Source organism: Amycolatopsis sp. NPDC047767 (assembly GCF_040704195.1).
Classification (GTDB): domain Bacteria; phylum Actinomycetota; class Actinomycetes; order Mycobacteriales; family Pseudonocardiaceae; genus Amycolatopsis.
The window spans coordinates 76391-103244 of sequence record NZ_JBEYSJ010000019.1 but is presented as its reverse complement, the minus strand read 5'-3'; the positions used below and the strand labels follow the sequence as shown (position 1 = coordinate 103244).

The following is a 26854-nucleotide window of genomic DNA, read 5'->3' as shown; positions in this document are numbered from 1 at the left end:
CACCGGCTCGGCTCAGACCTTGGCCAGGGCTTCGGCCTGGTCGGGCACGGGCTTTTCGAGAGCGGCGCCGTAGACGGCGATCTTCATCCGGATGTGCTCCTGGTGCCCGCGCAGCCGGTCGATCTGCTCGGCCACGCGCGTCTCGTGCTCCTGCAGCACGGCGAGGCGTTCGGCCTGGGTGCCGTCGCCCTCGCGCAGCAGCTCGACGTAGCGCAGCATCTCCGCGATCGGCATCTCGGTGTCGCGCAGGCAGCGCAGCAGGTGCAGGAACCGCAGGTCGTCCTCGGTGAAGCGGCGGCGCCCGCCCGCGGTGCGGCGGACGTCGCGCAGCAGGCCGATGCGTTCGTAGTAGCGCAGCGTGTCGATGCTGAAGCCGGTCCGGGCGGTCACTTCGGCGGGTGAGTAGGAATCCACCCGTCCAGACTCCCACCTGGAGCGCGCTCCAGGTCAAGCTCCAGGTCCGGGATCTCGGTCCGGGCTGCCACCTCAGGGGTGCTTGCGGTTCGTCGGCGAGCCGGTGGCGCCGGACCGCCGGCCGCGGTGCTCGACCGGCTCGCGGAGGTGAGCCCACCGGCGCCGCCCTTCCCGCATCCTTGCCCGGCTGCGGCGAAGGTCAGGCCTCGTCGCCGATTCGGTCCACTGTGGACGCCGGGCCGAACTCCGACTCGAAGCGCGCCAGCAGGTCGGCCAGCAGGGTGTTGAGGGCGGCCAGGCGGCCGGGTTCGAGAGCACCGGCGAAGAGGTCGCGTTCGTCGTCGGTGCGTTGTTTCGTGGCGGCGGCCCAGCGGGCGCGGCCCTTGCGGGTGAGGCGGATCGGGCGGCTGCGGCCGTCGGCGGCCGCGACGCGTTCGACCAGGCCCGCGCGGGCCAGGCGGTCGATCCGGACGCTGACGGTGCCCGAGGTGACGCCCAGCAGGTCACCGAGCTCCTTGGGCGTGAGCACGGGCGGCTCGCCGGAGCGGTGCAATGCCGAGAGGGCCTGCCAGTCGCCGGGGGTGAGGTCGTGGGCGGCGGCCGCGCGGCCCAGCACCTGCTCGAACTGCCGCGACAACCGCCCGATCCGCTGGCGCGCGGCCTCGACGTCCGCGTCGACCCCGGCGGGCATCACGCGCAGCCACGCCGCGAGGCCGGCGCCGACCGAGTCCTGGTCCACTGGACACTCCCTTGAGCCTCAAGGTAGTTTGGTTTGAGTATCAAGATACCGCGAATCGAGGAGACGGACATGAGCCGGGTCTGGTTCATCACGGGCACGAGCGCCGGTTTCGGGCGGGTGCTCGCCGAGGCGGTGCTCGCGCGGGGCGAGCGGGTCGTGGCCACCGCGCGCGACGTCGAGTCGGTGAAGGACTTCGCCGACCGGGCGCTCGTCGCGCGCCTCGACGTGACCGACCCCGCGTCGATCCACTCGGCCGTCGACGCCGCGCTCGCCGAGTACGGGCAGATCGACGTGCTCGTGAACAACGCGGGCCACGGCCTCATCGGCGCGATGGAGGAGCTCACCGACGAGCAGACGCGCAAGGTCATGGAGACCAACGTGTTCGGCGTGCTCGCCGTGACGCGCGCCGTGCTGCCCCACCTGCGGGCGCGGCGCAGCGGCCACATCGTGCAGCTGTCCTCCGTGGGCGGCGTCGTCGGCAACCCGGGCCACGCGATCTACGCGACGTCGAAGTTCGCGCTGGAAGGCATGTCCGAGGCCCTCGCCGGCGAGGTGGGGCTGCTCGGGATCCGCGTCAGCATCGTCGAGCCGGGCCCCTTCCGCACCGAGTTCGCCGGCCGCTCCATGACCTTCGCCGACCCGATCGCCGACTACGCCGACACCCCCGCCGGCCGCCTGCGCTCGCACTTCTCCGCGCAGGACGGGCACCAGCCCAACGACCCGGCCCGCGCCGCCGCGGCCATCCTGACGCTCGTCGACACCCCCGACGCACCACTGCGGCTGCCACTGGGGCCGGAAGCGGTCACGCGGATCCGGGCGAAGCTGGAGAAGCAGCTGGCGGACCTCGCGGAGTGGGAGGCCGTCGCACTGGACACGCGCTACCCGGACGCGTGAGCCGGTCCTTCCGCCGAGCCGCGTACTTCCGGTGAAAGCGATCGCCACCGGAATTGTCGGCGCCGGGCGCTACCGTGCCCGGCGTGACGATTCTGGGGTTCTGTGAGGACGACGAGTACCTGCCCGAATACGGGACCGTTGTGGTGCGTGACGTGTACCGCGAGGACCGTTTGCCCTCGCTGGGCAACGAGCTGCTCGGCGAGCTCGCGACCAACGCGTTGTCCGGCACGATCGCGACGGCGGGCGACGGATGGCTGCACGGCACGGTCGGCGATCCTGCCAAACGGTTCGCTGGGAAGCGCACGACGAGCCACCCGACGTACGGCTCGGGGACTGGGAAGACATCGTCGAGACGCCGTTTCACAGCCGCTCGGGGGTCGTGGACCTGGGAACGCTGACGGGTGGGACCTTCGGCGACGAACTGAGTCTCGGTGCGAAGGGGCTCTTTCGCGTCCGGGTGTGCCGCAAGGCCGCGGACGACGGAGAAGAAGGAGACGTCTGGCTGATCCAGTCCTGGCCGGCGCCGGGCACGCCGGAGGCACCGCGGTGGCTCAAGCGCACGCGTGCGGCGGTTCACCCGGCGAACCCGGGGTGGCAGCAGGTGCTCGGTTACCACGTCATCGAGGTGTCGTGGTTCTTCACCCTCGCAGGCATGCAGCGCCCGGACGGCTGGCTCGACGAACCGCTGCCCGACGAGCCGCGGCCGTCGGCCGGGGTGTGCGCCCAGCTGGGTGTCGATCCGCCGCGCACGCGCCGGGACGCGATCCCGTTGCTGGTCGCCGCGGGGCTGATCGTGGACGACGGTGCCGGACGATTCTCCCCGGGCACGCCACGGCGGGCCACGGAAGCGCTCGACTTACCAGGTGAACTGGCGGCCCGGGTGGATGCCGACGCAGTGCGCAGCGCGTACATCTGGCTCGCCGCCGATGTCACCGGCATCGCCGCCTGGTCGAATCCGGCGCGCATCGAGGACCTGGCCGCGTTGCTGGCTGTCCCTGGGGAAACGATCGAACCGCTACTCGAGTACGCGGCCGAAGACAACCTGATCCAACGGGGAAACGGCACTGTCACAGCGCTTCCTCGCCCGCCGTTGTGAACCGCGCCGGTACCGCGGGTGGCCCCCCGGTGCGTTCGCAGGGCGGAACCGGTGACCGTGGCCGGTGCTCCGCCGCGTGCGGGGTTCATCGCCGCCGATGGCACGGTCGTCGTGTGGCGCGCAGGGGAACCTGTCGTCTTGGGCCGGGTCGACAGCGACTGCCGCTACCGCGCGTTCGAGACCCCGGCAGGCATCTACGTCGCCGCCTCCGCCGGGCAAGGACAACTGATGACCTGGGCCGGGGCCGGGGGCCGGCTTCCGGTGGACCTGGGTTTCCAGCCCGTTCGCAGCGCAGACGGACGGCACTTGGCCAGAGTGCAGACGCACACCGGCCGGCGCCGTCTACTTCTCCACCAGATCGGGCGGAGCGGCGTTCACCACCTCTCGCTGGGTTCCGGGCCGGGAACCCGTGGCTCTCGCCTCGCCGGTGCATCGACTCGATCCGCTGTCGGGCACCGACCTGCGCGAAGACGCGCAAGGATTGGCGGTGTTCACCGCGTCGGGCGAGCGGCGGCGGAGGGTGGACACCGCGCGCGGCCGCTTCGTCCCGGGTGGCGCGAGCATGTATTCGTTCCGGCACAACCCGCTCACTTTGATGGTGCTCGACCTGACCACCGGGACCATCACCGAACACCCGCTCCCCGAGGGCTGCGAGGTCGGCGAAATCCCGCCGACCGCCCCGATCTGGGAAACCCCCGACACGCTCGTCTTCTGCCAGCCGCACCACGCGTCGACCCGCCGCATCATCCGGTGGCACCTGCGGCGAGAGGCGTTCGAGCACTTCGACCTGCCCGAGATCGCGGGGTACCGGCCGTTCCTGATCGAACCGACGCTCGCCTGATCGAGGGCCTCGCCCCGACGCCGACCCCAGATCACCCGGCCAGAAGCATGATCACGATCCGAACCACCATCGGGCAGAGCGACGTCGACCCCGGACGCGTGAGTCAGAACCGGTAGCGCAGCACGCACGTCCCCCGTCGCGACAAGGCTGTGCTGCGGGCCGCCAGGCGCGTGAACCAGCGCAGCGCGAGCGGCTGCAACGCGACCTCGGGCGCGCGGGAAGCGAACTGCTCGCCGGCCAGCTCCAGTTTCGGCACCCAGCGCTGCGGGTCGCGCGGGTCGTCGAAGCCGGGGTTGGCCACGACGCCTGCGATGGAACCGGTGCCGCGGTAGTGCTTGATGGCCCAGACGTGGAAGCGCGTGTAGCTGTTGAACGCGATCTCGCCCGTCGGGAAGCGGCCGGCGATCCCGGCGAGCAGGGCGACGAACGCGTCCTGGGGCAGGAAGGCGACGAGCCCGTCGGCGACCGCGACGGCGGGCCGGCCGGCCGGGATCCGGTCGAGCCACGCCGGGTCGGTGAGGTCGGCGGCCACCAGGTGGGCGTTCGCGGGCCGGGGCAGGAGCCGTTCGCGCACGGAGACGACGGCGGGCAGGTCGAGGTCGTACCAGTCCACTGTGGACGGCGGCTGCACGCGTTCGATCCGGCCGTCGAGCCCGCAGGCCAGCTCCAGCACCACGGCGTCGGGGTGCCGGCCGACGAAGGAGCGCACCACGTCGTCGAGCATCCGCGAGCGCACGGCGATGTCGAACACCTGGCTCTTCACCAACGGCCCCGCGGCGGGGTCGTGGCCGAGTGCCGCCACGACACCCGAGGCCGTCGGGTCGTCGAGCACCGGGCGGGGCGCGCGGGCGTCGAGCGCGCGGCCGTCGAGCGTGAGGAACAGGCTGTTCTCCACCGCGGTGAACGCCGTCGTGTCCATGGTGACCCCCTTTTCCCGATCGGGAAACTGCGACTGTCCGCCGGGGTCCGTCAACCCGGGTTTTCCTTGTGTTGCAATGGCTGTCACGAGTGCAACGACCGGCCTGCGTTGCAATGACGGCGTACGCTCGGGGGCATGCCGGGAAGCCGCCTGACCCACGAGGACCGTCGAGCCGTCGCCGAGGGGCTGACCGCCGGGCTCGCCTACGCCGAGATCGCGCGGCTGCTCGGCCGGCCGACGTCGACCGTGAGCCGGGAGGTCCGGCGCAACGGCGGCCCGCGCGGCTACCGGGCCGACCACGCCCAGGAGGCCACGCACGAGCGCGGCCGGCGCGTGCCCGCGGGCGCGCCGGCGGCGACCGGCTTCGAGGAGCGGTTCACGGAGATGATGGTCCACACCGGACTCCCCCGTATGCCCGCCCGCGTGCTCGCCGCGCTGCTGACCAGCGACCGGCGCGCCCTCTCCGCGGCGGACCTCGTGGCGCGCGTGCGGGTGAGCCCCGCGTCGGTGTCGAAGGCGATCGCGTACCTGGAGCAGCTTGAGCTGGTCCGCCGAGTCAGCGAGCCCGGCAGTCGCGAGCACTACCGCGTCGACGACGACGCGTGGTACCGCTCGTGCCGGCGCGAAGCCGACGTCTGCACCGCGTGGGCCACCTCGGCGCGCGAAGGCGCCGGCCTGCTGGCCGGCTCCCCCGCCGCCGCGCGGCTGGCCGCGATGGGCGACTACTTCGACCACGTCGGGCGCGACCTCGCCGACTCGGCCGAGCGGTGGCGGCACGTCTTCGCCGCCGGGTGAGTCAGGACGCGGCGGACAGCCCGCCGTCGATGGTGACGATGGTGCCGCTGATGTAGTCGGCGCGGCCCGAGGCAAGGAACGCCACCAGGTCGGCGACCTCGCCCGGCTCGGCGACGCGGCGCGAGGGCAGCGCGGCGAAGCTCGCGTCGACGTCTTCATTGGCGGCGCGCATGGTGGTGATCCGCTCGGTCGCGACCGGGCCGGGGTTCACGCCGACCACGCGCACGCCGTCGCGCGGGCCCTCGGCGCCGAGCGCGCGCGTGAAGGCCATCAGCGCCGCGTTGCCCGCGCCGCCGGCGATGTACTCCGGCTTGGGCCGCTCGCCGCCGGCGCCGATCACGTTGACGATCACGCCGCGGCCCTGCGCGCGCAGCCGCGCGTAGACGAGCCGGGTGAGGTCGACGTAGCCGAACACCTTGAGGTCCCACGCGTGCCGCCACCGGTCGGCACCGACCTGGTCGAGCGTGCCGGCGGGGATGTCGCCGGCGTTGTTCACGAGGATGTCGGCGTCGGCCGTGGCCTCGGCGAGCCGTTCGAGATCGGCGGTTTCCCGCAGGTCGACGACGTGCACGGTCACCTCGACCCCGTGCGCCTCCCGCAGCTTCCGAGCGAGGGCTTCGAGGGCCTCACCGCTGCGCGCGGCCAGGTGCAGGTGGCTGCCCTCGGCGGCCAGCACCTCGGCCACGGCCGCGCCGATGCCCTTCGACGCGCCGGTCACCAGGGCACGCCTGCCGCGGAGTTTCAGGTCCATCGGTGGTCCTCACGATCTTCGGGGTGGTTCCCAGTCTGCCGAAGATCGCCGGCGGGCCGCCATGTCTCGTGGGTCTCAGGGCAGGGGTCTCAGGGCAGCGTGTCCAGGAACGGCGCGTGCGCGTTCTGGAACGCCCAGCCCGAGAAGTGGTCCCAGTTGATCGACCATGTCATCAGCCCCCGCAGCCCCGGCACGGTCCCGCCGCGCAGGGTGTAGCCGCCGCAGCCGGTGCCCTTCGTGAGGCAGGTCAGGGCGGTCTGCACGTCGGCCGGGGCGGTGTAGCCGTTGCCCGCGTTGACGGTCGCCGGCACGCCCAGGGCGATCTGGTCGTCGCGCAGGCCCGGGAAGAACGCGCCGCCGGCGACGGTGAAGCCGGCTTTGAGCATGTCGGTCATGGCGATGTGGAAGTCGGCGCCGCCCATCGTGTGGTACTGGTTGTCCAGCCCCATGACCGGCCCGGAGTTGTAGTCCTGGACGTGCAGCACGGTCAGCGAGTCGCGCAGGGCGTTGATCACCGGCAGGTACGCGCCGGTGCGCTGGTCGCCGGCCGAGGAGCCGCCGTAGAACTGGTAGCCGACCTGCACGAAGAACGTCTCGGGCGCCATCGTGAGCACGAACCCGCTGCCGTAGCGGGCTTTCAGCGTCTTGAGCGCGGAGATCAGGTTGACCACGACGGGGGTGGTCGGGTTGCGGAAGTCGGTGTCGCCCGCGTTCAGCGACAGCGAGTGGCCTTCGAAGTCGACGTCGAGGCCGTCGAGGCCGTACTTGTCGATGATCGCGGAGACCGAGCTGACGAACGCGTCGCGGGCGGCCGTGGTGGTGAGCTGCACCTGGCCCTTCTCGCCGCCGATGGAGATGAGCACCTTCTTGCCCTGCGCCTGCTTCGCGCGGATCGCCGCGATGAAGTCGGCGTCGCTCTCCACGCCCGCGCATTCGGTCGCCGGGCAGCGGTTGAAGCGGATGTCGCCGGACGTCGGCGTGGTCGGCTCGCCGAACGCGAGGTCGATGATGTCCCACGCGTCGGGCACGTCGGCCATGCGCACGTAGCCGGAGCCGTTGGCGAAGCTGGCGTGCAGGTAGCCGATGAGGGCGTGCTCCGGCAGGCCGGCGTTGGTGCAGCCGCCGGTGGACCCGGACACGGTGGCGCTGCGCGGCGACTCCCCCGCCGTGTTGTAGGCGGCGACGGCGTAGCTGTGCGTGGTGCACGGCGAAAGGCCGGTGAGCGTCGCCGAGGTGCCGGTGACGGTGGCGCGCAGCGTGCCGTCCTCGTAGACGCGGTAGCCGGTCACCGTGCCCGCCGGCGCGGTCCACGTCAGGCCGATCGACGTGCTGGTGACCGCACCGAGTTTCGGCACCGTCGGAGCGCTCGGCGCGCCGGGGGTCCCGCCGCCCGGGCCGTCGAGGCTGACGTCGTCGGCGTAGTAGGTGCCGCCGCCGTACCAGCCGTGCAGGTAGAGCTGCGCCGACGTCTGGCTCGCACCCGTGGTGAACGACAGCGCCAGCCGCGTGTAGTCACCCGAGCCCGCCCAGGTCGAGGGCCCTCCGGTGACCCCCAGGTACACCGGATTGCCCCGCACCCACGCCTCCACGGCGTACGTCGTGTTCGGCCACACGGACACCGTCTGGCTGCACTGCCCGGTGTCGCTCGCGGACGCGGTCACGGCCAGCGCCCCCGCCCCCGAACGCACCGGCGAGGCCACCGTCGCCGCCCCGCCCGCACACTCCCACCCGGCCGTCGACCCGGCGTCGAACCCGGGGTTGACCAGCAGGTTCGCGGCCCCGGCACTGCCGGGCACGGCCACGAGCCCACCCAGCGCCACGGCGAACGCGGCCAGGAACACGGACAGTCGGGAACGCCTCATCGCGCACCTCCGGCTTCGGCGGGGAGGTGCTCATTGTCTGGACCAATGTGTGAAATGTCCAGACCACTTCCCGAAGCCCACCCGGACGCCGAGCCACGGCCAGGGCTTCCCCTCGCGAAGGGGGCTAGGTAGAGTTCTTGCATGGCCGGTCCGCGGATGACCCTCCCGACCCAGCTGGTGCTCCACGCGCTGCTGCGGGAGCCCACCCAGGAGCTCTACGGGCTCGAGATCTGCGCTGCCGCCGGGTTGCCCAGCGGCACGATCCACCCGATCCTTGCGCGCCTTGAGAAGGCGGGCTGGCTGCGGTCGCGGTGGGAGGAAGCGGATCCGGCGGAGGCGGGCCGGCCGCGGCGGCGCTACTACCGGCTCGACCCCGACGGTCTCGAGGCCGTGCGGGAAGCGTTGCACCGCGCGGAAACCTCGGCGCGCGCGTTGACGCGGCTGCGCCCGGGCCTGGCGGGGGACGCGCGGTGAACCCGCCGCTCGACTTGCTGCTCGGCCTGGACCGCATGCTTGGCCGGACCCACGATCGCGTCGCGGCCACGCTGCTGCCCCACCTGAGCAGCTCGTTCCGTACCGTCGACCTGCCGCTCGTCGGCGGGCTTCTCGCCGACCTGTGCCGCGAGCTCGACGTGACGGGCGACCTCGCGAGCGCCGCCGAGCTGGGGCCGGCGCTCGGCAACGCCCGCGCCTACGCGTGGCGCGCGCTGGCACTGGTCGGCGACGGCACCGGCCGCGACGACCACGACCTCGCGCGCCGCTGCGTGATCGAGGTGGTGGACCAGCTCGACGCGGCGCGCAGGGACGTCGTCACCGTGCTCTCCGACCACGGGTTCGGCTCGCGGCGTCCCCGCTGGCACGGGTGGGCGGGGCCGGCGGCGAGCCCGGCGCAGGTGATCGCGTTCTCCCGCGTGACGGCCACGTGCGCGGCGGCGCTGCTGCCGGCCGGGAGCCGGGCCGAGTACGCCGAGCTGTTCCTCTCGGAGCTGCACGACCTCGCCGAAGCGCGCAGCGGCCGGTGGGCCCAGGTGCGCTACGCCTGCCGGGTGCTCCTGAGCGCACCCCGGCTGCGGCGGGCGCTGGGCTGAGCCCGGCGGGTCGGCGGTGACACCGGTGAGCGGGCGAAATAGGCTGAGCCCCGTCCGGAAGTTCACGAACGGAGAGTGCCGGCTGATGTCCGACAGCTACACCGCAGCGATCGTCCACTCGCCCGAGGCCGGGGTGCGGCTGCGCCCCGAGGGAGGCGAGCTGCCGACGGACGCGAACGACGTCAACCTGCTCGGCATGGCCATCGCGCTGGCGCTCGGGCGGGCCGGGTACGAGCACCACCCCGAGCCGCGCGACCCGCAGTTGCAGACGCTCGACGCGCTCATCGCCGGCGACACCGTGATGCCGTGGCGCCAGCCCGGCGACGCGACCGACGAGCAGCAGCTCACGTGCACCCGTGGCGCCGGCGGCGCGTGGCGCTGCGAGGTCAAGCAGGCCTGAGCGCCGGTTCCCCGACCCTGAGGCCCGTCTCCGCGCCGGCAGGGTCAAAACGGGCCGCGTTGCTGCCCGCTCTCCCGGCAAGCCCTGTCCCCAATGGTCTGGACCTGTTAGCGTCCGGCGGTCTTCTTCCCCCGTCGAAGGGAAAACGATCGTGCTGAGACGTCTGGTCACGGCTGGGGCCGGGGTGGCCCTGGTGCTCGCCTCCCTCGCAGCGCCGGCGACGGCGACCACACCTGCTCCCACCCCGGCCGCGGCGAATCACCGGCCGGACCACAAGGTCATGGCCTACTTCGCCGACTGGGACGTGTACGCCCGCAACTACCACGTCAAGGACATCGAGACCTCCGGCTCCGCCGCGAAGCTCACCCACATCAACTACGCGTTCGGCACCGTCACGGCCGGCCAGTGCGCGTTCGGCGACGAGTGGGCCGACGCCGATCAGCCCTACGACGCCGCCACGAGCGTGACCGGCCAGGCCGACAGCGCCGAGCCCGGCGCGTTGCACGGCAGCTTCAACCAGCTGCTGCAGCTCAAGAAGCTGCACCCGAACCTGAAGATCCTGTGGTCGTTCGGCGGCTGGACCTTCTCCCCCGGCTTCACCGAGGCCGCGAAAGACCCCGCGAAGTTCGCGGACTCCTGCTACGCCCTGGTGAACGACCCGCGCTGGGCCGGGCTCTTCGACGGCATCGACGTGGACTGGGAGTACCCCAACGCCTGCGGCCTCGAGTGCGACGCCAGCGGCCCCGACGCCTTCACCGAGGTCGTCCGGGCCCTGCGCGCCAGGTTCGGCAAGCAGCTCGTGACCGCGGCGATCACCGCGGACGGCACGCCCGGCGGCAAGATCGACGCCACCGACTACGCGGGCGCGAGCCGTTACCTCGACTGGTACAACGTGATGACCTACGACTACTTCGTCGCCGGCGCCTCCCCGGCCGGTCCCACCGCGCCGCATTCGCCGCTGCGCTCGTACCACGGCATCCCCACCGCGGGGTTCTACGCGGACGCCGCGATCCAGAAGCTGCGCCGCGACGGCGTGCCGCCGGCGAAACTGTTGCTGGGCCTCGGGTTCTACGGCCGCGGCTGGGACGGTGTCACGCAGAAGCAGCCCGGCGGCACGGCGACCGGCCCGGTGAAGGGCACCACCACGGGTGAGGACGGCGTGGAGGACTACAAGGTCCTCAAGACCACGTGCCCGTCCAACGGCCTCATCGCCGGCACCGCCTACGCGAAGTGCGGCTCGCAGTGGTGGAGCTACGACACTCCCGCGACGGCGTCGGCCAAGGCCGGTTACGCGAAGTCGCAGGGGCTCGGCGGCGTGTTCGCGTGGGAGCTCTCCGGCGACACCACGAACGCCGAACTCCTCTCCGCGATCTCCCGCTGATCTCCGCCGGGGCCCGGGCCGCGAGCCCGGGCCCCGGTGAAAAGCCCGTCGTTGTCCGGTTCGGGCCGCTCTGCGAATACTGGGTGATGCCCGAAGACCCCGCCGAAGCCATGGCGGCGCGCGTGTTCGACGCCGCCGTCGCGACTTCCGACGTCATCGCCATCGCGCTCGGCGACCGCCTCGGCTACTACCGCTCCCTCGCCGGCGGCGACCGCACGCCCGCCCAGCTCGCGGAGTCGACCGGCACCGACGAGCGGTGCGCCCGCGAATGGCTCGAACAGCAGGCGGTGTCGGGGTTCCTGGAGGTCACCGGTACCGAGACCGAACGGCACTACCGCTTCGCCCCGGGCGCCGAGACCGTGCTCGCCGACCAGGACGCGCTCGCCTACCTCAGCCCGCTCGCGCGCCAGCTCGTGAGCGCCGCCGGGCACGTGCCCGAGGTCGCGGAGGCGTTCCGCACCGGCCACGGCTTCCCGTGGGCCGGCTACGGCGCCGACATGCGCGAATCCCAGGCGGCGCTCAACCGTCCGGGTTTCCTGCACCTGCTGGCGCACCAATGGCTGCCCGCGATGCCCGACGTGCTCGCGCGCCTGGCCGACGGGCCGTCGCGTGTCGCCGACATCGGCTGCGGCGGCGGCTGGGCCGCGATCGCGCTGGCGCGCGCGTTCCCCCAGACGCACGTCGACGCGTACGACCTCGACCAAGCGTCGGTGGAGCTCGCCCGGACCAACGTCGCCGAAGCCGGCCTCACCGACCGGATCACCGTGCACCGCCAGGACATCGGCACGGTCGAGGCCGAGCCGTACGACCTCGTGATGGCCTTCGAATGCCTCCACGACCTGCCCTACCCCGTCCGCGCGCTCGCGGCGATGCGCGGCCTCGGCGGGCCGGTGCTCGTGGCCGACATGAAGGTCGCCGACGAGTTCACCGCGCCCGGCGACGCCGTCGAGCGGCTGATGTACGGCTTCAGCGTGGCGATCTGCCTGCCCGACAGCATGAGCAGCACGGGCTCGGCCGCCACCGGCACCGCGATCCGCCGCTCGACCGTCGAGGCGTACGCCCGCGAAGCCGGGTTCGCCCGCATCGAGACCCTGCCGATCGACCACGACATGTGGCGCTTCTACCGGCTGGGCTGAGTGCTCACTGGATGCGCCGCTCCACGCCCGCCCAGGCCTTCTCGCGCAGCACGTATTTCTGGATCTTCCCGGTCGAGGTCTTCGGCAGGTCCCCGAACGTCACGGACTTCGGCGCCTTGAACCGCGCCAGCCGCTCGCGCACGAACTCGACGATCTCCGCCTCCGTGGCGCTCGCGCCGTCGCGCAAGGTCACGTACGCGGCCGGCACCTCGCCCCAGCGCTCGTCCGGCACGGCGACCACGGCCACCTCCAGCACGGCCGGGTGCTCGGCGATCGCCTGCTCCACCTCCACCGACGCGATGTTCTCGCCGCCGGAGATGATCACGTCCTTGCTGCGGTCGCGCAGCTCGACGTAGCCGTCCGGGTGCACCACGCCGAGGTCGCCGGTGCGGAACCACCCGTCGGGCACGGCGGCGCGCGTCGCTTCGGGGTCGTCGAGGTAGCCGAGCATGACGTTGTTGCCGCGCAAGGCGATCTGGCCGACGGTGGCGCCGTCGGCGGGCACGTCGGTGCCGTCGTCGGCGATCACGCGGGCGGTGCAGGAGATCATGTTGCCCACGCCCTGGCGGGCCTTGAGCCGCGCCTGCTCCTGCTCGTCCAGCGCGTTCCACTCGGGACGCCAGTCGCAGATCATCGCCGGGCCGTAGGTCTCGGTCAGGCCGTAGAGGTGCGTCACGTCGAAGCCGAGCTCGCTCATGCGGCGCAGGATCGCGGGCGACGGCGGCGCTCCCCCGGTGGCGACCCGCACCGTCGTCTCGACCGGCGCCGCTTCCGGGGCGTAGGCGAGCATCGACAGCACGGTCGGCGCGCCGTTGAGGTGCGTGACGCCCTGCTCGCGGATCAGCTGCCACACGCGGGCGGGCTCGACCTTCGGCAGGCACACGTGCGTGGCCGCGGCCGCGGTGACCGCCCACGGGAAGCACCAGCCGTTGCAGTGGAACATCGGCAGCGTCCACAGGTGCACGGCCGAGGGCGAGAGGCCCGTGTGGCCGACCATCGCCAGCGCCTGCAGGTACGCGCCGCGATGGCTGTAGAGCACGCCTTTCGGCCGGCCGGTGGTGCCGGAGGTGTAGTTGATCGACAGCACGGACCGCTCGTCGTCGGGCGTGATCGCCAGCGGCTCGGCGGCCGCCAGCAGCCGCTCGTACTCCTCGCCCGCGCGGATCCGGCGTGGCGCGGGCCCGGGCAGCAACGCGATGGCGTGTTCGACCAGCTCGTCGAACACCGGGTCGTGCACCAGCACCGCCGCTTTCGCGTGCTCCAGGATGTAGGCCACCTCGCGCGCCGCGAGCCGCGTGTTCACCGCGACGAGCGGCACGCCCGCCCACGGCACGCCGAAGTTGGCTTCCAGCAGCACGTGGGTGTTGGGCGCGAGCACGGCCACCGGCCGCCCGTCCGCGAGCGGCGCCAGCGCCCCGGCGAGCCGGCGGCACCGCTCGTGCAGCTCGGCGTAGGTCCAGCGGTCCTCACCGTCGACCACGGCGATCCGGTCCCCGTGCGCGGCCGCGGCGCGGTCGAGGTAGGCGGTCGGGGTGAGCGGCTCGTACGACAGGGTGCTGATGGAGTCCACGGATTCCTCTCCCGGCTTCGGCGACGGTGCCGCTGCAGAGAATAGGCCGCACTCAGCCCCCGAAACCGGGAATGTGAGGCACCAGCGACTCCGGCGGCGGCCCGGGCGGCCCCGAGACCAGCTGCACCACGGCCCCGGCCGCCGACGCCCCCGTCAGCCGCACCGCGAGCACCCCCGTCTGCGCCTGCGGCCGCGGCACGTCCCCCGAGTAGCACGCCGAGCCGCCCCCGCCTTGGAAGAACGTCGAGACGCAGCCCGTGGTCAGGTTCCCGGAGCCGCTGCCGTGGGCGCTCCTGACCTCGTAGTCCACCCCGCCGGGCCCGATGCGGGTGATCGCCACCGTGTCGACGTCCCCGCGCCCGCCGGCCGGAAGGCCGACCGGCTTCGTGACGAGGACTTCGCAGTTGCCGTCGGCGCAGGCCGCGTAGTCGCGCCCGTCGGCCGCGCCCGGCAGGTCCCCACCGGCGGGGTGTGCGTGGCCGGTCGTGCCGGTGCTGCAGCCGGTGACCGCCAGCAGAAGCACCGGGGTGAGCCACTTGCGGTCCATGGGCTGTTCCTCCCTCGCTCGTGTCGGGGGAAGGTAACGCCGCTATGGCGGGAGGGGTCCCGGTCCACTGGACCGGAACCCCTTCTCGGGCGCGTGACAACTTTCGCGCGCCAGGGTCGGGCCAGGCCGTCGGAGTTCGTCAGCCTGAAGTCGCGCTTTCCTGCTCGGCACGGCCCGGGAGCAAGTTGCCACTGCGACAGCGAAGGGGGCCCCGGTTCGCAATGGCCCGGGACCCGTCCTCGTACGCGTGACAACGTTCTCGCGCCGGAGTCGAGCCAGGCCGGCGGAGGCCGTCAGCCTGAAGTCACGTCTTCCTGCTCGGCACGGCCCAGGAGGAAGTTGCCACCGCGACAGCGAAGGGGCCCCGGTTCGCAATCGACCGGGACCCCCTTCTCGGGCGCGTGACAACGTTCTCGCACCGGGGCCGAGCCAGGCCGTCGGAGGCCGTCCGCCCGAAGTCACGTCTTCCTGCTCGGCACGGCCCAGGAGCAAGTTGCCACCGCGACAGCGAAGGGGCCCCGGTTCGCAATCGACCGGGACCCCTCCTTGCGTGCTTGCGGTCAGCCGACCGGGCCGTTGACCGGGGTCACGGTGACGTCGTGCTGCTGGCCGGTCTGGTCCACCACGGTGACGGTGAGCTTGTCGCCCGGGTGGTGGGTGTCCATGAGGGTGGTGAGGGCGGTCGCCGAGTCGACGGTCTTGCCGTCGACGGCGGTGATCACGTCGCCGCCCGTGAGGCCGGCCGAGGCGGCGGGGCCGCCCGCGACGACGTCCTGGATCTGCGCGCCGGTCGAGCTGCCCTGGGACTGGTCCGGGCCACCCTGGGACTGGCCCTGGCCGAACCCGCCGGGCGCCTGCTGTGGCTGGCCGGCGTCGCTCACCGACACGCCGAGGAACGCGCTCTGTCCGATGTGGACGGAGTCGGACGACTTGCCGCCGATGATCTGGTGGGCCAGGTCGATCGCCTGGTTGATCGGGACCGCGAAGCCCTGGTGGCCGCTCGAGGCGCCCTGCTGGCCGCTGCCGTCGCCGAGGCCGCCCTGGCCCTGGCCCGGATCGCCCTGGCCCAGACCGCCCTGACCCTGGCCGAGACCGCCGAGGCCACCCAGGCCGCCCTGACCTTGCCCGAGACCGCCTTGCCCGAGACCACCCTGCCCCAGGCCGCCCTGACCCTGACCGAGCCCGCCGCGACCGCGGCCGAGACCGCCCTGGCCCTGGCCGCCGTTGAACTGGAAGCCCTGAGACGCGGCGGTGTCGACGCCGATGACCTGGCCGTTGGCGTTGACCAGCGGGCCGCCGGAGTCGCCGGACTGGATGTCGGCGTCGACCTGAATCAGGCCGGTGAGCTGCTCCGACGAGCTGGCCGACTCGTCCGACGCGGTGATCGACTGGTTCAGCGCCGTCACCTTGCCGGCCGCCACGGCCGGGGTGCCGCCGGCGCCGCCGGCGTTGCCGATGCCGACCACGGCGTCGCCGACCGCGACCGCGGACGAGTTGCCGAGCGTCGCGGTCTTCAGGCCGGAGGCGCCGTTGAGCTTGATCACCGCGATGTCGTGGCTGCGGTCGTAGCCGAGCACGGAGGCGGTGTAGGTCTTGCCGTCGCCGATGTCGGTCACCTTGATGCTGGTGGCGCCTTCGACGACGTGGTTGTTGGTGAGGATCTCGCCGTCCGAGGTCAGCACGATGCCGGTGCCCGCCGCGGCGGCGCTCTGGTAACCGAGCTCGGTGTTCACGTCGACCAGGCCCGGGTCGACCTTCGTCGCGATCCCGTTGGGGTCGATCGACGTGCTCGACGTGCCCCCGGGAGGCGCCACGGACCCGAAGTTCTGGTTGCCCGACGCGGAATCCGAGCCCGGCGTCCACACGAAGTGCCCGATGCCGAGGCCGAGCACGACCGAAAGCCCGATGGCGCCGACGGCGATCGCCGCGCTGCGCATCGGCCGCGGCGGCCGGTGGTACGGCGTCTGCGGGAACTGCTGGGTGCCCGGGTGACCCCACGCGCCCTGCGGTGCCCAGCCCTGGTTGTAGCCGTCGTACGGGCCGTAGTGGCCCTGTTGTCCCGGGGTGCCTTGCCGGCCCGCCGCGTCCGGCTGTCCGTACTGCCCGTACGCGCCCGGCTGGGCCTGGTCACCGTGTCCGTACGGCCACCCACCGGTCGACCCCGGCTCCTGTTCGCTCATGTTCCCGCTCCAGCCTCGTCCCGCTCCTGGCTACCGCCTCGGCCAGAACACACCCCGTACCTGAGATTTTCCTTGCCGGGCTCCGTGGGAAACCTGTGGAGTTTCCCCAGGTTCGGTCGCGGATCGGGTGATTCCTCCCGCCGGCGCCCAAATCGGACTCGCCTGGTGGCCACGTGCGGCGGTGGTTACCGTCGGGGGCATGGGTGAGCTGATCGAGGACGAGGCACAGCGCGCGGCGCGGCTGCTGGACGCGCAGGCCAAGGCCGTCGAGCTGTTCGACGAGGTCGAGCGGCGCGGGTTGCTCGCGCCCGGCGTGCGCGAGACGGAGGCGAGCAACGCGCTGCGCGACCTCGCGGCGGAGCTGTTCGGCGTGGACCGCTACTGGCACAAGCGGATCGTGCGCGCGGGCGAGAACACTCTGCGGCCGTACCGGGAGAACCCGCCCGACCGCGTGATCGCCGAGGACGACATCGTCTTCGTGGACTTCGGGCCGATCTTCGAGGAGTTCGAGGCCGACTTCGGGCGGACGTTCGTGCTCGGCGACGACCCCGTGAAGCTGCGGCTGCGCGACAGCCTGCCCGTGGTGTGGCAGGCCGGGCGCGAGTACTTCGAGGCACACCCGGACGTGACCGGCGCCGAGCTGTACGAGCACGTCACCAAGCTCGCCGCCGAGGCCGGCTGGGAGTTCGGCGGCGCGCACTCCGGGCACCTCGTGGGCCAGTTCCCGCACGAGACGATCGACGGCGAGCGGATCGAGTCCTACATCGCGCCGGGCAGCGACCGGCCGATGCGCCGGCCGGACCGCAACGGGCAGACGTCGCACTGGATCCTCGAGGTCCACCTCGTCGACCGCGAACGGCGGATCGGCGGGTTCTTCGAGGAGCTGCTCGACCTCGGCCACGAGCGGTCCGGCGGCGGCTCCGACTAGACAGCGGCGGGTTTCGCGGCCAGCCAGGAGAGCTTGCCGAGCCTCGGCTGCAGCACCGTGTCCACACTCCACACGGATCCGGCGGCCGCGTAGTACAGGCCGAGCGAGGCGAAGATGTAGCCGACGGACGGTCCGAGGTCCGTCATGCCCGGCGCGTCCCACGGCAGGTGGAAGCCCTCCGCCGCCGACCAGATGCCGAACGAGAACACCGCGCTCCCGATGAACACGAGGTTCGAGAACGCCCCGAAGATCAGCCCGAGCGCGATCAGCGTCTCGATCACGGCGGTGCCCACGGCGAACGCCGCCGGGCTCCAGCTCGCAACGGTGTGCCACAGCTCCAGCCACTGGTGCACCACGGGGACTGAGATCTTGTCGGCCTTGCCCAGCTCCTTGCCGAGCGTCTGGCCGTGCACGAAGCCCGGCAGCCACTTGAACGTGGCGTCGATCGCCCACACCACACCGAACACGATCCGGGCGACCGCAGCGGCGTGCAGCCGCCGGAAGGTGGGGGACACGGAACCCGCGACGGGCGCGGCTTGAGTGACAGGGGTACTCACGGCGAAGGTCCTTTCCGGACTCAAGTGGGCTGCCCGGCAGGTCGGGCAGGGTGAGCTTAGGCAAACCTAAGCAGATGTCGAGAGTGGTGTTCGTCTCGGCTCGCGCGGTGAACCTGCGGGGATGTGTCGCCGTATGTCGGGGATTTTTCGGTCAAATCGGGATGATTGGGACTATTTCGCGTGGGGCGGTTGATCATTTGCCGTGGTGGTTTCGGCCCCGGATGACGCCTTTTCGAATATCGGGGTTTATCCCTCCCTATTGGCGGATTTGCGTGTCAGCGGGATTGATGTCGCAAAAGACGCCGGCCGCACTTTTGTCGAACCACAACGCCGAATCGTGACCGAAACGGCGTAACCGCCGGACCACCACGGCGATATGCGGGTGAACCAATGACCTCCCAGGGAGATTGCATGCGCAGAACCACTTTCGTCGTCGCCGCGGGTGCCGCGTTGGCACTCGTGCTGACGGGCTGTGGTGCCAAGGGCCAGAACGGGACGGCGTCGGGCGCCGGTGACAAACCGGAACTCGGGCTCGCCGCACCGTTCCAGAATGTGCTGGAACTGTCGGCCGCCTCGAAGCAGGTCACGCAGAAGTCGAAGTCGGCGAAAGTCTCGCTGGTGGCGAACGCGGCCGGCAAGACGGTCACGGCCCAAGGCGACTACTTGTTCCAGCCGGGCAACATCGAGCTTTCGCTGACCGAGACCGTCGAAGGCCAGCAAGTCGAGCTGCGGATCGTCGACAAGACCCTGTACGTGAAGGTTCCGCCGGGCGAGGCGAGCCAGCTGGGCACCGACAAGCCTTGGCTCAAGATCACGCCGGGTGCCGACGACGCGCTGTCGCAGGCGATGTCGGGCAGCATGGGTTCGACCTCCCAGGCGAGTGACCCGACCGAGGTGCTCGACCGGGTCGCCGAAGCCGGCCGGATCCTCAGCTCCGACCAGACCACCCTGGACGGCGAGAAAATGAACCACTACAAGGTGCAGCTCGATCTCGACAAGATCCTGGACAAGGTCACCGACTTCCTGCCGGCCGCGGCGAAGGCCAAGCTCGAGCAGCAGGTCAAGGGCAAGCACATCATGCTCCCGACCGAGCTCTGGGTGGACAAGAACCAGCTCCCGCGCCAGATCACGATGGACGAGACCGCACTGACCCAAGCCGAAGGCACGGGCGGCACCGGCCTGGGCAAGAGCACGCTCAAATACAGCGACTGGGGCACCCCCGTCACCATCACCGCCCCGCCGGCCGACCAGATCGCCGACATGAGCGAGATCGTGAAGCAGATGGGCGGCTGACCGCTTCCCTCGCCGCGAAGGGCGCCTCGACCACCGTCGGGGCGCCCTTCGCGGCGATTGCGGACTTCGAGCACGCCCTCACTGTCCGGGGCGGCGGTCTCCCCGTGCGTCGGATGCAGGAGCTTGCCCGGCCGGCTGGCGCAGCAGAACGCCGATCCGCTGCTCCTTCGGGCCGACGCGTCGGACACTATCTGCCGTGGCGATGCCGGCGCTCGTTTCGCCGGAGGACGAAGGAGCACAATGGATCTCAGACCGCCGGTACCGGAGCGCAAGCTCGGGCCACACCCGTTGACCGAGGACGGGGTCGCGGCCTTGCTGCACCGCTACGCGTTTCACGACTCCCTCGTCCGTCGCGTCATCGTCGATCAGGAATGGGGCCCGCAAGGGACACGGGTCGTCCGGCTTGTGATCGACGCCAGGGTCCTGAGCGAGGGTGCGCGCTGGGAAGATCTCCGCTGGGAACCGGTGTCCCTGGACCTGCTCGACGTGCGGCGGTTCCGCATCGACGAGAACATCGAGGGCTCGTGGGTGCTCTACGATCCCCCGCAGTTCACCCGCTTCGGCGGCCTGCTGCAGGTCGACTTGTGTGCCGAACGTTTCGGGAGCCTGCACCCGGAGAATGCCGAGGAAGTCTTCGACGGCTCGGCGCTGGTCTTCGCAGCGACCGGAGGCACCTGGAGCGCCCTGCACCCCTGGGCTCAGTGAGACTGTCGTCAATTGCGCGAACCGCACCGCGGCAACCGGATCCCGTGGGTCAGGACGCGGCGACCTCGCCCGGGAGGGTGCCGTCGAGGTCGGTGAAGGCGTAGTGGGTGGCGAGGTCCGTGGTGGTGTGGACGCGGCCCGAGCGGGTGAGCACGGCGGGGTCGGCCGCGAGGGCCGCGACGCCGCGGCCGACGAAGCGCGGGGACTCCGCCGCGGCGAGGTCGAACTCGCCGGCGCCCGGGATGTCGAGGACGGTGCGGCCGTCGGGCGTGGGGCGGCCGGCGAGGGCGAGCAGCTCGGTGCGCACGAGGCCCGGCCAGATCGAGACGGCCGCGACGCCGCGGTCGCGCAGTTCCAGCGCCATGTCGGCGGTCATCTTGTCGACCGCGGCCTTGCCGACGCCGTACACGGTGTTCTGCTGGTACGCCGCCGCGCCCGACGACGAGATGTTCGCGATGAGGCCACCGCCCGCGGCGAACAGCAGCGGGGCGGCGAACACGCTCGCCACGTAGTGCGAGCGCGCGCCTATGCCGAGGACCTCGTCCCACGCGGTCAGCGGCAGGTCCCAGAACGGCCGGTTCAGCCAGGTTGCCAGGTCAGGCGCGGAGAAGACGTTGTTCACCAGCACATCCAGCCGGCCCGCCTCCTCGGCGACGCGCGCGAAGACCGCCTCCACCTGGGCGTCGTCGTGGTGATCACACCGCACGGCGACCCCGGTGCCACCCAGCGCGGTCACCCCGGCGGCCGTCTCGCCCAGCGTGCCCGGCAACGCCCCGGGCTCCGCGGTGCGGCCCGTGACGTACACCGTCGCCCCCGCCGCCCCCAACTCGAGGGCGATGCCCTTGCCCACACCCCGCGTCGCACCCGTGACGACCGCGATCTTGCCCGCCAAAGCTCCGTTCATGATCCCGATCTTGCCCGCGCCCCGGGACCACGGCGAACGGCCGGCCCGGGAAGGCACGCTTCCTGCCCACCAGCGCCGGCCACACCGGGCCCCCGCGACGCGCCGAACCGCGATCACGCGCGCCGCCCAGGGGCGACCTGCCGCCCCGGAGGTCGCGGGTCCTGCCCACTCGCGGCGGATCCCGCGAGCCGAACTGCCTGCGTCGGCGTCACAGTCTCTTGCCCAACCGCACCGAACCAGGCCGAGCCGCCAAGCGCGAACCACCTTCCGCCTGCACCGACCGCGGCCAACTGCCGACCTCGAAGCCTCGCTTCAGGTCAGCCACGCCGGAACGCGGCAATTCGCCGGTGCGAGGGAGTGCGCTTCTTGGCCGTGCCACCAGCAGGGAGCGCACTCAGCAAGCCGCCGACCCGACGCTGCACGTCCTGCCAGACCGCACCGCGCCGAACCGCGACCACGCGCCGCGCCAAAGCCGGCTCACGCCTGCCCACCAAAACCACAGCGGGGCCGGTCCACCCTGGACCAGCCCCGCCGCGATCACCGAAACCTCAGTACCGGAACTGCTGCAACTGCCTCCCGTCGTAGGAAGGCACCCAGCCCGTGCGGGTGGCGGGGTCGAGTTGCACCGAGCGTTCGGTGAGGGAGTTGTACTCGCCGCCGAAGGGGCTCGACACGAAGTTCAGGCCGGAAACCACCGACAGCTGCTTGCCGGTCGCCAGGTCGATCACGGCGAGCTGGCTCGTGGCGTTGTTGTCGGTGATCACGCCGCCCACCTTGCCGAACTGCGAGATCACCGGGGGCGTGCGGAAGGCGACCAGGCCGAGGTGGTGCACGCCGTCCACGGCGAGGAAGGCCGCCTGCTGCTGGCGCACCGTGTACGACTCCCCCGCGGTCAGCGTGTCGCCCGCGATGGAGCCCAGCGAGGTGGTGCCGACGATGTTGAGGCTCACCGAGCGGTACACGAGCTGGTACAGCTTGTTCGCGCCCTCGTCGTAGGCCATGGCGCCGGCGCAGACGCTGCCCGCGCCCGACAGGGTCGTCGTGCCGGAGTCGAGGTCGACGCTCGCCATGGAGGCCGCGCCGCCGCCGAAGCAGATCGGGCCGCCGCCGGTGCGCGCGAGGTAGACCAGACCGGTGGCCTGGTCGAGCTCGATCATCTTGAACGCGCCCGCCACGGCACCCGGCGGGTCCGCGAGCAGCGGCGTGCCGAGGGCGCCGTCGGCCAGGGTCAGCGGCAGGACGAAGTCGGTGTTGTCCGCCGTCCGCTTGGCCAGGATCGCCACGCGGTGCCGGGTCGCGTCCACGCGGCCGCCCTGCACCGAGTAGCCGTCCGCGGTCACGGAAGCCACCCGCTGCAACGACGTCGTGTCGTACGTCTCCAGCGTCCACCCGGCGTTGGTGAAGTGCAGCAACGCCAGCCGGTGCGCCGAAGCGTCCGCGCCGAGCACCTGGTAGCCGCCGTCGCCGGATGGGTCGGACGTGAGCACCCGCCCGTACGTGCCCTTCACGGCGTCGTACTCCTGCACCGCCTCACCACCGCCGGGCGCGCGCAGCGCCGCGTACGACAGACCTTGAGCCGCCGCCGCGAAACTCGTCACCACGGCGTTTCCGGGCGCATAGCCGTCATCGACCGCGAGGAACGACGTCGGCGACGCCTGACCGAGCACCTTGCCCTGGCGGTCGGTGGCGAGCACGCGCACGTCGTAGGCCACCGAACCACCCAGCCCGAGCTTCACCGCGTCCAGCTTCGCGACGCCGTTACGCGCCGGAAGCTGCTGGTACGCAACAGATCCCGCGCTCGGGCCACCCTGGTCGCGCCGGTCGCCGTTGGCGTTGGTCACGGTGTTGAGCGAGTTGTACAACGTCGGCGCCGGAGCCGACACCTCCACCGCGGCGCCGGTCGCACCCGGCACGCCGCGCACGTCGTAGCCGAGCGAGAACGCCGGCGCCGCCCGCGTGATCTCCACGAAGTGCCCGGAAATCCCGCCCGCCGTGAGGATCGGCGCGTCGGGCCGCTGCGCCGCGCCGCCGACGCGGATCGCGGTGAACTCGCCGTAAGTCGGGTCGCCGGCGGTGCCGGTCACCGAACGCTGCACGATCCCGACGCCGTAGACGCCCGCCCCGCCGGCGAAAGCCGAAGCCGGCACGACCACGTCACCGGAAGTCGCGGTGACCGGCGCGACGAACGAAGTGCCGAACAGCGGCGCGTTGACCGGGTTCCAGTGCCCCAGCGTCGACACGACCACCTGCGGGTTCGAGAGGTTCCGCACGCCGGTGAGGTCGTAGTGCACCCGCACGTCCTTGCCCACGGCCACGGTTGCCGGCGCCACCGGGGCGAGTGCCTCGGCGTAGGTGCCGTCGGCCGGTCCGAAGGTGAGCGTCTGCGCGGCCGACGCGACCACGCGGTGTCCCGAGCGGACCTCGAAGGTGACGGGCACGGATCGGTCCTCTGTGGACACCACCGGAAGTCCCGCCGCGGCCAGGATTTCCTTCGGGCTCAGCCGCACGGCCGGAACGTCCGAAGTGAACTCGTGCCCGTGGATCTTCAGCGCGTACGTCGCGTGATCCGGCGCACCCACCACGTCGGCGCCGACGGTGACCGGGCCGACGAGGCCCTCCCCCGTGCCGCCGGTGTCGAGGTCGATGCGGCCGCCGTCGGCGTTTTCGGTGAAGGAACCGCCGAGCCCGCCCACGGTCACGCGGTGCGCCACGGAAACCCCCGCGATCGCCGGCTCCGCATGCCGATCACCGAGCACCGACTGCACCGCCGCCGTCACGTCGATCTGCGGACCGACCGTCACGGGCCGGTCCATCTGCGGCGGCGACGCGACCGGCCGCGCCGTGTGCTGCAGGACCGAGCGGACGTCGGCCGGGCTCAGTGAACGGCCGGCCAGCTTCGCCGCCTGCAGCACCACCGCCGCCGCGGCCGCGGTCATCGGCGCGGACGCCGACGTGCCGCCGTTGAGTACCGGCGTCACGTCCTGCGCGCCGCCGCTCTGCGTGTGCTCGACGACGAGGATGTTGTCGCTGGGCGCGGAAACGTCCACGCGCGTGCCGAAGCCGGAGGAGAAGTTCCCGCCCCCGTCGGTGCGGGTGGTGGCGAAGGTCGGGTTGTGCGCGGCCGCGCCGCCGGCCTGCTGCGGCACGGCGAGCGTGTCGTCGAGCGTGGTGCCGCCGACGGCGATCGCGCCGCTGTCGAGCACCTTGGTCGGGGTGGTGGAGAACTGGTCGTCGGCGATGTCCGTGGTCGCGCGGGCGTCGCGCGTCACGTCGGTGGGCGTGCTGCCGCCGTCCGGGCCGACCGCGGCCGGGGTGTAGAGGCGCGTGCCGTCGTTGGACGAGATGGTGACGACGATGTGGTACTGGTTCACGATCGTCGAGATCACCGCCTGCGCCACCGGGTCGTCTTCGAGGTAGCGGCCCGGGAAGCCCGCGCTGTCGGTGCCGACGCCGAGGCTCGCGGTGATCACGTCCGGCCGCGGGGTCTGGCGCGCGGCGGCCAGCAGCGCCACGGAGATCTGGTCGAGCGTCGGCTCCTGCGGCACCACCAGCCGGTACTGCGCGCCGGGCGCGATGCCGAGCAGGTCGGTGAAGCCGTCACCCTGGGCGCCGGCGCGCTGCGCGTCGTGCGGCAGCGGGGCCATCACGCCGAAGTCGAGCAGCACCTCGCCGAGCGCGGGGTCCTCGTTCTCCACGGAGCCGAGCGGGTCGAGCCGGCCCGAGGAGTCGGCGGTGTAGGTGGGGATCAGCGGCATCGACGGCACATCGAGGTAGCGCTGGCCGCCCTGCACGACGGTGGTCGGGCCGTAGTTGCGCACGTAGGTGTCGCCCGCGTCGGCCATGCTCTGGTCGGTGAGGTCGCCGAGCGAGACGTTGGTGATGATCTCGCCGCTGCCCGGGAGCTTCCCGTGCAGGAGGCTGTACGTACCGAGCGCGTTGGTGCCGCCGGCGTCGAGGTAGCTCTGCGCCGACGACGTCACGCCGTAGTTCGACGGCAGGCCGGTCGGCGGTTTCTGGTGCGCCTGCGGCAGTTTCGCCGCTTTCACCTTCGGCTGCGGCACGGGCACGGGGCCGGTCGACATCGCCGAGACGCGGCGGTCGGGCTGCGCGCTCACCACGCCGGGCGTGGCGGCGAGCTTCTGCACGGCGGCATCGGTGTGCTTGCTGTCGGCGAGGTGCACCAGCACGGTCTTGGCCAGCGCGGGCACGTCGGTGACGTCGGGGAACACCGGTTCGACGGAGGTCGCGCCGACCGCGGCCAGCGCCGCGTTGACGCCGTTGTCCGACGTCTTGGCCGCACGGCGACCGGCCGCGAGCGGCGCGCCGGTCACGGCCGTGGAGGCGGCGAGCTGCACGAGCACGTCACTCGGCTGCTCGGGCGTGGCGCTGCGGGTGAAGGCGGCGCGCACGGCGTCGTCGGTCGGCGCCAGCGCGCCGAGTGGGGAAGTCCCCTGCGGCAGCGCGAGCACGGTCTTGCCGAGCGTCTTGCCGTGGGCGTCGGTGCGGGTCGCGGTGCCGTCGGGGTCGACGGTGATGCTGCCGCCATCGGGCATCGCGACGTGTCTCGAAGGTGGTGGCTGATCGGGCTCGGGTGCGGCGGTGGCCGGAGCGACTGCGAGACCGGCGAAGGTCGCGGCCGCGGTCACAGCGGTCAGGACACGGCGAAACGGGATCGTTCGGGCGCGGGGCACCTGGCTCCCTTTCGGGTCGGGGGGACGGGGAGTTCACAGGGGTCGGGGACGGGGATCACCGACCGGTCGGCCAGTGATCGGATCAATTTCCCAGCGGTGGCCGCGGTGGCGCAAGATAGCCACCATGACCAATAGTCGCCAAGTGGCGGGTTCCCGCCAGCAGCTGCGGGACCTCGACGCGCTCGGCGTCCCGGCCACGGACGCGCAGGTCTACACGGCGCTGCTCGGCCATCCGCGCACGCGAGCCGTGGACCTGGTGGAACAATCCGGACTTTCCGCCCAGCAGGTGACGCGGGCGCTCTCGCGGCTCACCGCGAGCGGCATGGCGAGCCGGGTGCCCGGGCGGCCCGCGCGCTACCTCGCCGCGGCCCCCGACATCGCACTGGGTGCGCTCGCGGCCGAACGCGCGGCCGAGCTGCGAAGCGCCCGCGCGGCGATCGAGGACCTGATGACCGTGCACCGGGAAGCCAGCCGGTTCACCCACCCCGCCGAGCTCGTCGAGGTCGTGACCGGCGCGGAGAACCTCGACGCCCGCGTGCGCCGGCTGCAGGACGAGGCCCGCACGCAGATCCGCGGGTTCGACCGGCCGCCCTACGTCAGCGCGCCCGGGGGCAACCTCGACCTGGAACACCGGCGGCTCAAGGCCGGCATCGTCTTCCGCGTGATCTACGACCGCGAGGCGATCGCCGTGCCCGGCCGGCTGCAGAACGACATCCTGCTGAGCGGCACCCACGGGGAACGTTCGCGCGTGCGCCCGCAGCTGCCGATCAAGATGGTGATGGCCGACGAGGAGGTGGCGGTGATCCCGATCAGCTCGTCACCGCACGTCGTCGACGCGGCCTACATCATCCACGCCTCGGCCCTGCTCGACGCACTCGTCACGCTGTTCGAAGCGGAGTGGGACCGCGCCGTGCCGATCGCCGAGGCGTTCACCGACCCGTCGCCGGACCGCGATCCCGAGAGCATGACACTGCTGACTCTGCTCGCCGCGGGCCAGACCGACGCCGGCATCGGCCGCGCCCTCGGCTGGAGTCCCCGCACCACTCAGCGGCGCGTGCAGCGGCTGATGACCGAGCTCAACGCGACGACCCGCTTCCAGGCCGGCATGAACGCGAAAGAACGCGGCTGGTTGTAGATCCGCAGTGGACAAGTACCGGAGACCC

General features: G+C 72.1%; 25 protein-coding genes. 14 read left to right on the top strand and 11 right to left on the bottom strand.

Annotation, left to right across the window (positions count from 1 at the left end):
* Nucleotides 1–12 precede the first annotated feature (12 nt).
* The gene (locus tag AB0878_RS30150; RefSeq protein ID WP_366583598.1) at nt 13–414 is read right to left on the bottom strand and encodes a MerR family transcriptional regulator; all 402 of its coding nucleotides are present in this window, start codon (nt 412–414) and stop codon (nt 13–15) included.
* 199 nt (nt 415–613) lie between these two features.
* A complete protein-coding gene (locus tag AB0878_RS30145) occupies nt 614–1153 on the bottom strand; it encodes a MarR family transcriptional regulator (protein WP_366583597.1) in 540 nt (179 codons plus the stop codon).
* 69 nt (nt 1154–1222) lie between these two features.
* Between AB0878_RS30145 and AB0878_RS30140 the strand changes: the two genes are divergently transcribed.
* The 4 genes from AB0878_RS30140 (at nt 1223) to AB0878_RS30125 (ending at nt 3984) form a co-directional block, all read left to right on the top strand.
* Nucleotides 1223–2047: an oxidoreductase gene (locus AB0878_RS30140; RefSeq protein ID WP_366583596.1), complete on the top strand. Its 825-nt coding sequence runs from the start codon at nt 1223–1225 to the stop codon at nt 2045–2047.
* Between the two features lie 83 nt (nt 2048–2130).
* Nucleotides 2131–2445 carry a hypothetical protein gene (locus AB0878_RS30135; protein WP_366583595.1) on the top strand — a complete coding sequence of 105 codons (315 nt, stop codon included), beginning with the start codon at nt 2131–2133 and terminating at the stop codon, nt 2443–2445.
* Nucleotides 2427–3143: a hypothetical protein gene (locus tag AB0878_RS30130; RefSeq protein WP_366583594.1), complete on the top strand. Its 717-nt coding sequence runs from the start codon at nt 2427–2429 to the stop codon at nt 3141–3143. Before AB0878_RS30135 ends, AB0878_RS30130 begins: the two co-directional genes overlap by 19 nt.
* Nucleotides 3144–3570: 427 nt before the next feature.
* Entirely contained in the window at nt 3571–3984 is a 414-nt protein-coding gene (locus tag AB0878_RS30125; protein ID WP_366583593.1) for a hypothetical protein, read from the top strand.
* Between the two features lie 103 nt (nt 3985–4087).
* Here AB0878_RS30125 and AB0878_RS30120 read toward each other — a convergent pair whose 3' ends face one another.
* On the bottom strand, nt 4088–4903 hold the full coding sequence (locus tag AB0878_RS30120) for a class I SAM-dependent methyltransferase (protein WP_366583592.1): 816 nt from the start codon (nt 4901–4903) through the stop codon (nt 4088–4090).
* Nucleotides 4904–5038: 135 nt separating this feature from the next.
* On the opposite strand from AB0878_RS30120, the gene AB0878_RS30115 reads away from it, so the two are divergent.
* Entirely contained in the window at nt 5039–5698 is a 660-nt protein-coding gene (locus tag AB0878_RS30115; RefSeq protein WP_366583591.1) for a helix-turn-helix domain-containing protein, read from the top strand.
* 1 nt (nt 5699) lies between these two features.
* Here AB0878_RS30115 and AB0878_RS30110 read toward each other — a convergent pair whose 3' ends face one another.
* Together AB0878_RS30110 and AB0878_RS30105 are read right to left on the bottom strand one after the other, a co-directional pair.
* The gene (locus AB0878_RS30110) at nt 5700–6449 is read right to left on the bottom strand and encodes a short-chain dehydrogenase/reductase (RefSeq protein WP_366583590.1); all 750 of its coding nucleotides are present in this window, start codon (nt 6447–6449) and stop codon (nt 5700–5702) included.
* Between the two features lie 89 nt (nt 6450–6538).
* Nucleotides 6539–8311 carry a glycoside hydrolase family 18 protein gene (locus AB0878_RS30105; protein ID WP_366583589.1) on the bottom strand — a complete coding sequence of 591 codons (1773 nt, stop codon included), beginning with the start codon at nt 8309–8311 and terminating at the stop codon, nt 6539–6541.
* Nucleotides 8312–8452: 141 nt separating this feature from the next.
* Here AB0878_RS30105 and AB0878_RS30100 point away from each other — a divergent pair, with 141 nt between their 5' ends.
* From AB0878_RS30100 to AB0878_RS30080, 5 genes are all read left to right on the top strand, one after another.
* Nucleotides 8453–8785, top strand: a complete 333-nt coding sequence (locus AB0878_RS30100; RefSeq protein WP_366583588.1) for a PadR family transcriptional regulator — start codon at nt 8453–8455, stop codon at nt 8783–8785.
* Entirely contained in the window at nt 8782–9399 is a 618-nt protein-coding gene (locus tag AB0878_RS30095) for a hypothetical protein (RefSeq protein ID WP_366583587.1), read from the top strand. Before AB0878_RS30100 ends, AB0878_RS30095 begins: the two co-directional genes overlap by 4 nt.
* A gap of 85 nt (nt 9400–9484) precedes the next feature.
* On the top strand, nt 9485–9799 hold the full coding sequence (locus AB0878_RS30090; protein ID WP_366583586.1) for a hypothetical protein: 315 nt from the start codon (nt 9485–9487) through the stop codon (nt 9797–9799).
* A 151-nt stretch (nt 9800–9950) separates the two neighbouring features.
* Nucleotides 9951–11180: a glycoside hydrolase family 18 protein gene (locus tag AB0878_RS30085; RefSeq protein ID WP_366583585.1), complete on the top strand. Its 1230-nt coding sequence runs from the start codon at nt 9951–9953 to the stop codon at nt 11178–11180.
* Nucleotides 11181–11266: 86 nt separating this feature from the next.
* Nucleotides 11267–12316 (top strand): class I SAM-dependent methyltransferase, encoded by a 1050-nt coding sequence (locus AB0878_RS30080; RefSeq protein WP_366583584.1) that lies wholly within the window; start codon nt 11267–11269, stop codon nt 12314–12316.
* Nucleotides 12317–12320: 4 nt separating this feature from the next.
* Here the strand turns inward: AB0878_RS30080 and AB0878_RS30075 are convergent, their stop codons facing one another.
* From AB0878_RS30075 to AB0878_RS30065, 3 genes are all read right to left on the bottom strand, one after another.
* Nucleotides 12321–13877 carry an AMP-binding protein gene (locus AB0878_RS30075; protein ID WP_366583687.1) on the bottom strand — a complete coding sequence of 519 codons (1557 nt, stop codon included), beginning with the start codon at nt 13875–13877 and terminating at the stop codon, nt 12321–12323.
* Between the two features lie 61 nt (nt 13878–13938).
* Complete coding sequence (locus tag AB0878_RS30070; RefSeq protein ID WP_366583583.1) at nt 13939–14433, bottom strand: hypothetical protein; 495 nt, start codon at nt 14431–14433, stop codon at nt 13939–13941.
* A 560-nt stretch (nt 14434–14993) separates the two neighbouring features.
* Entirely contained in the window at nt 14994–16613 is a 1620-nt protein-coding gene (locus AB0878_RS30065; protein WP_366583582.1) for a trypsin-like peptidase domain-containing protein, read from the bottom strand.
* A 199-nt stretch (nt 16614–16812) separates the two neighbouring features.
* On the opposite strand from AB0878_RS30065, the gene AB0878_RS30060 reads away from it, so the two are divergent.
* The gene (locus AB0878_RS30060; protein WP_366583581.1) at nt 16813–17541 is read left to right on the top strand and encodes a M24 family metallopeptidase; all 729 of its coding nucleotides are present in this window, start codon (nt 16813–16815) and stop codon (nt 17539–17541) included.
* Here AB0878_RS30060 and AB0878_RS30055 read toward each other — a convergent pair.
* Nucleotides 17538–18098, bottom strand: a complete 561-nt coding sequence (locus tag AB0878_RS30055; protein WP_366583580.1) for a hypothetical protein — start codon at nt 18096–18098, stop codon at nt 17538–17540. The two genes, AB0878_RS30060 and AB0878_RS30055, sit on opposite strands and share 4 nt — an antisense overlap.
* Nucleotides 18099–18509: 411 nt before the next feature.
* Here AB0878_RS30055 and AB0878_RS30050 point away from each other — a divergent pair, with 411 nt between their 5' ends.
* Together AB0878_RS30050 and AB0878_RS30045 are read left to right on the top strand one after the other, a co-directional pair.
* Nucleotides 18510–19391 (top strand): hypothetical protein, encoded by an 882-nt coding sequence (locus AB0878_RS30050; protein WP_366583579.1) that lies wholly within the window; start codon nt 18510–18512, stop codon nt 19389–19391.
* Between the two features lie 123 nt (nt 19392–19514).
* Nucleotides 19515–20096: a hypothetical protein gene (locus tag AB0878_RS30045; RefSeq protein WP_366583578.1), complete on the top strand. Its 582-nt coding sequence runs from the start codon at nt 19515–19517 to the stop codon at nt 20094–20096.
* 49 nt (nt 20097–20145) lie between these two features.
* On the opposite strand, the gene AB0878_RS30040 is transcribed toward AB0878_RS30045, so the two are convergent.
* Nucleotides 20146–21000, bottom strand: a complete 855-nt coding sequence (locus AB0878_RS30040; RefSeq protein ID WP_366583577.1) for an SDR family NAD(P)-dependent oxidoreductase — start codon at nt 20998–21000, stop codon at nt 20146–20148.
* A gap of 548 nt (nt 21001–21548) precedes the next feature.
* Nucleotides 21549–25553, bottom strand: a complete 4005-nt coding sequence (locus tag AB0878_RS30035; RefSeq protein WP_366583576.1) for a S8 family serine peptidase — start codon at nt 25551–25553, stop codon at nt 21549–21551.
* 262 nt (nt 25554–25815) lie between these two features.
* Here AB0878_RS30035 and AB0878_RS30030 point away from each other — a divergent pair, with 262 nt between their 5' ends.
* Nucleotides 25816–26826, top strand: coding sequence for a helix-turn-helix domain-containing protein (locus tag AB0878_RS30030; protein WP_366583575.1), 1011 nt, complete (start codon nt 25816–25818; stop codon nt 26824–26826).
* Nucleotides 26827–26854: the final 28 nt, after the last annotated feature.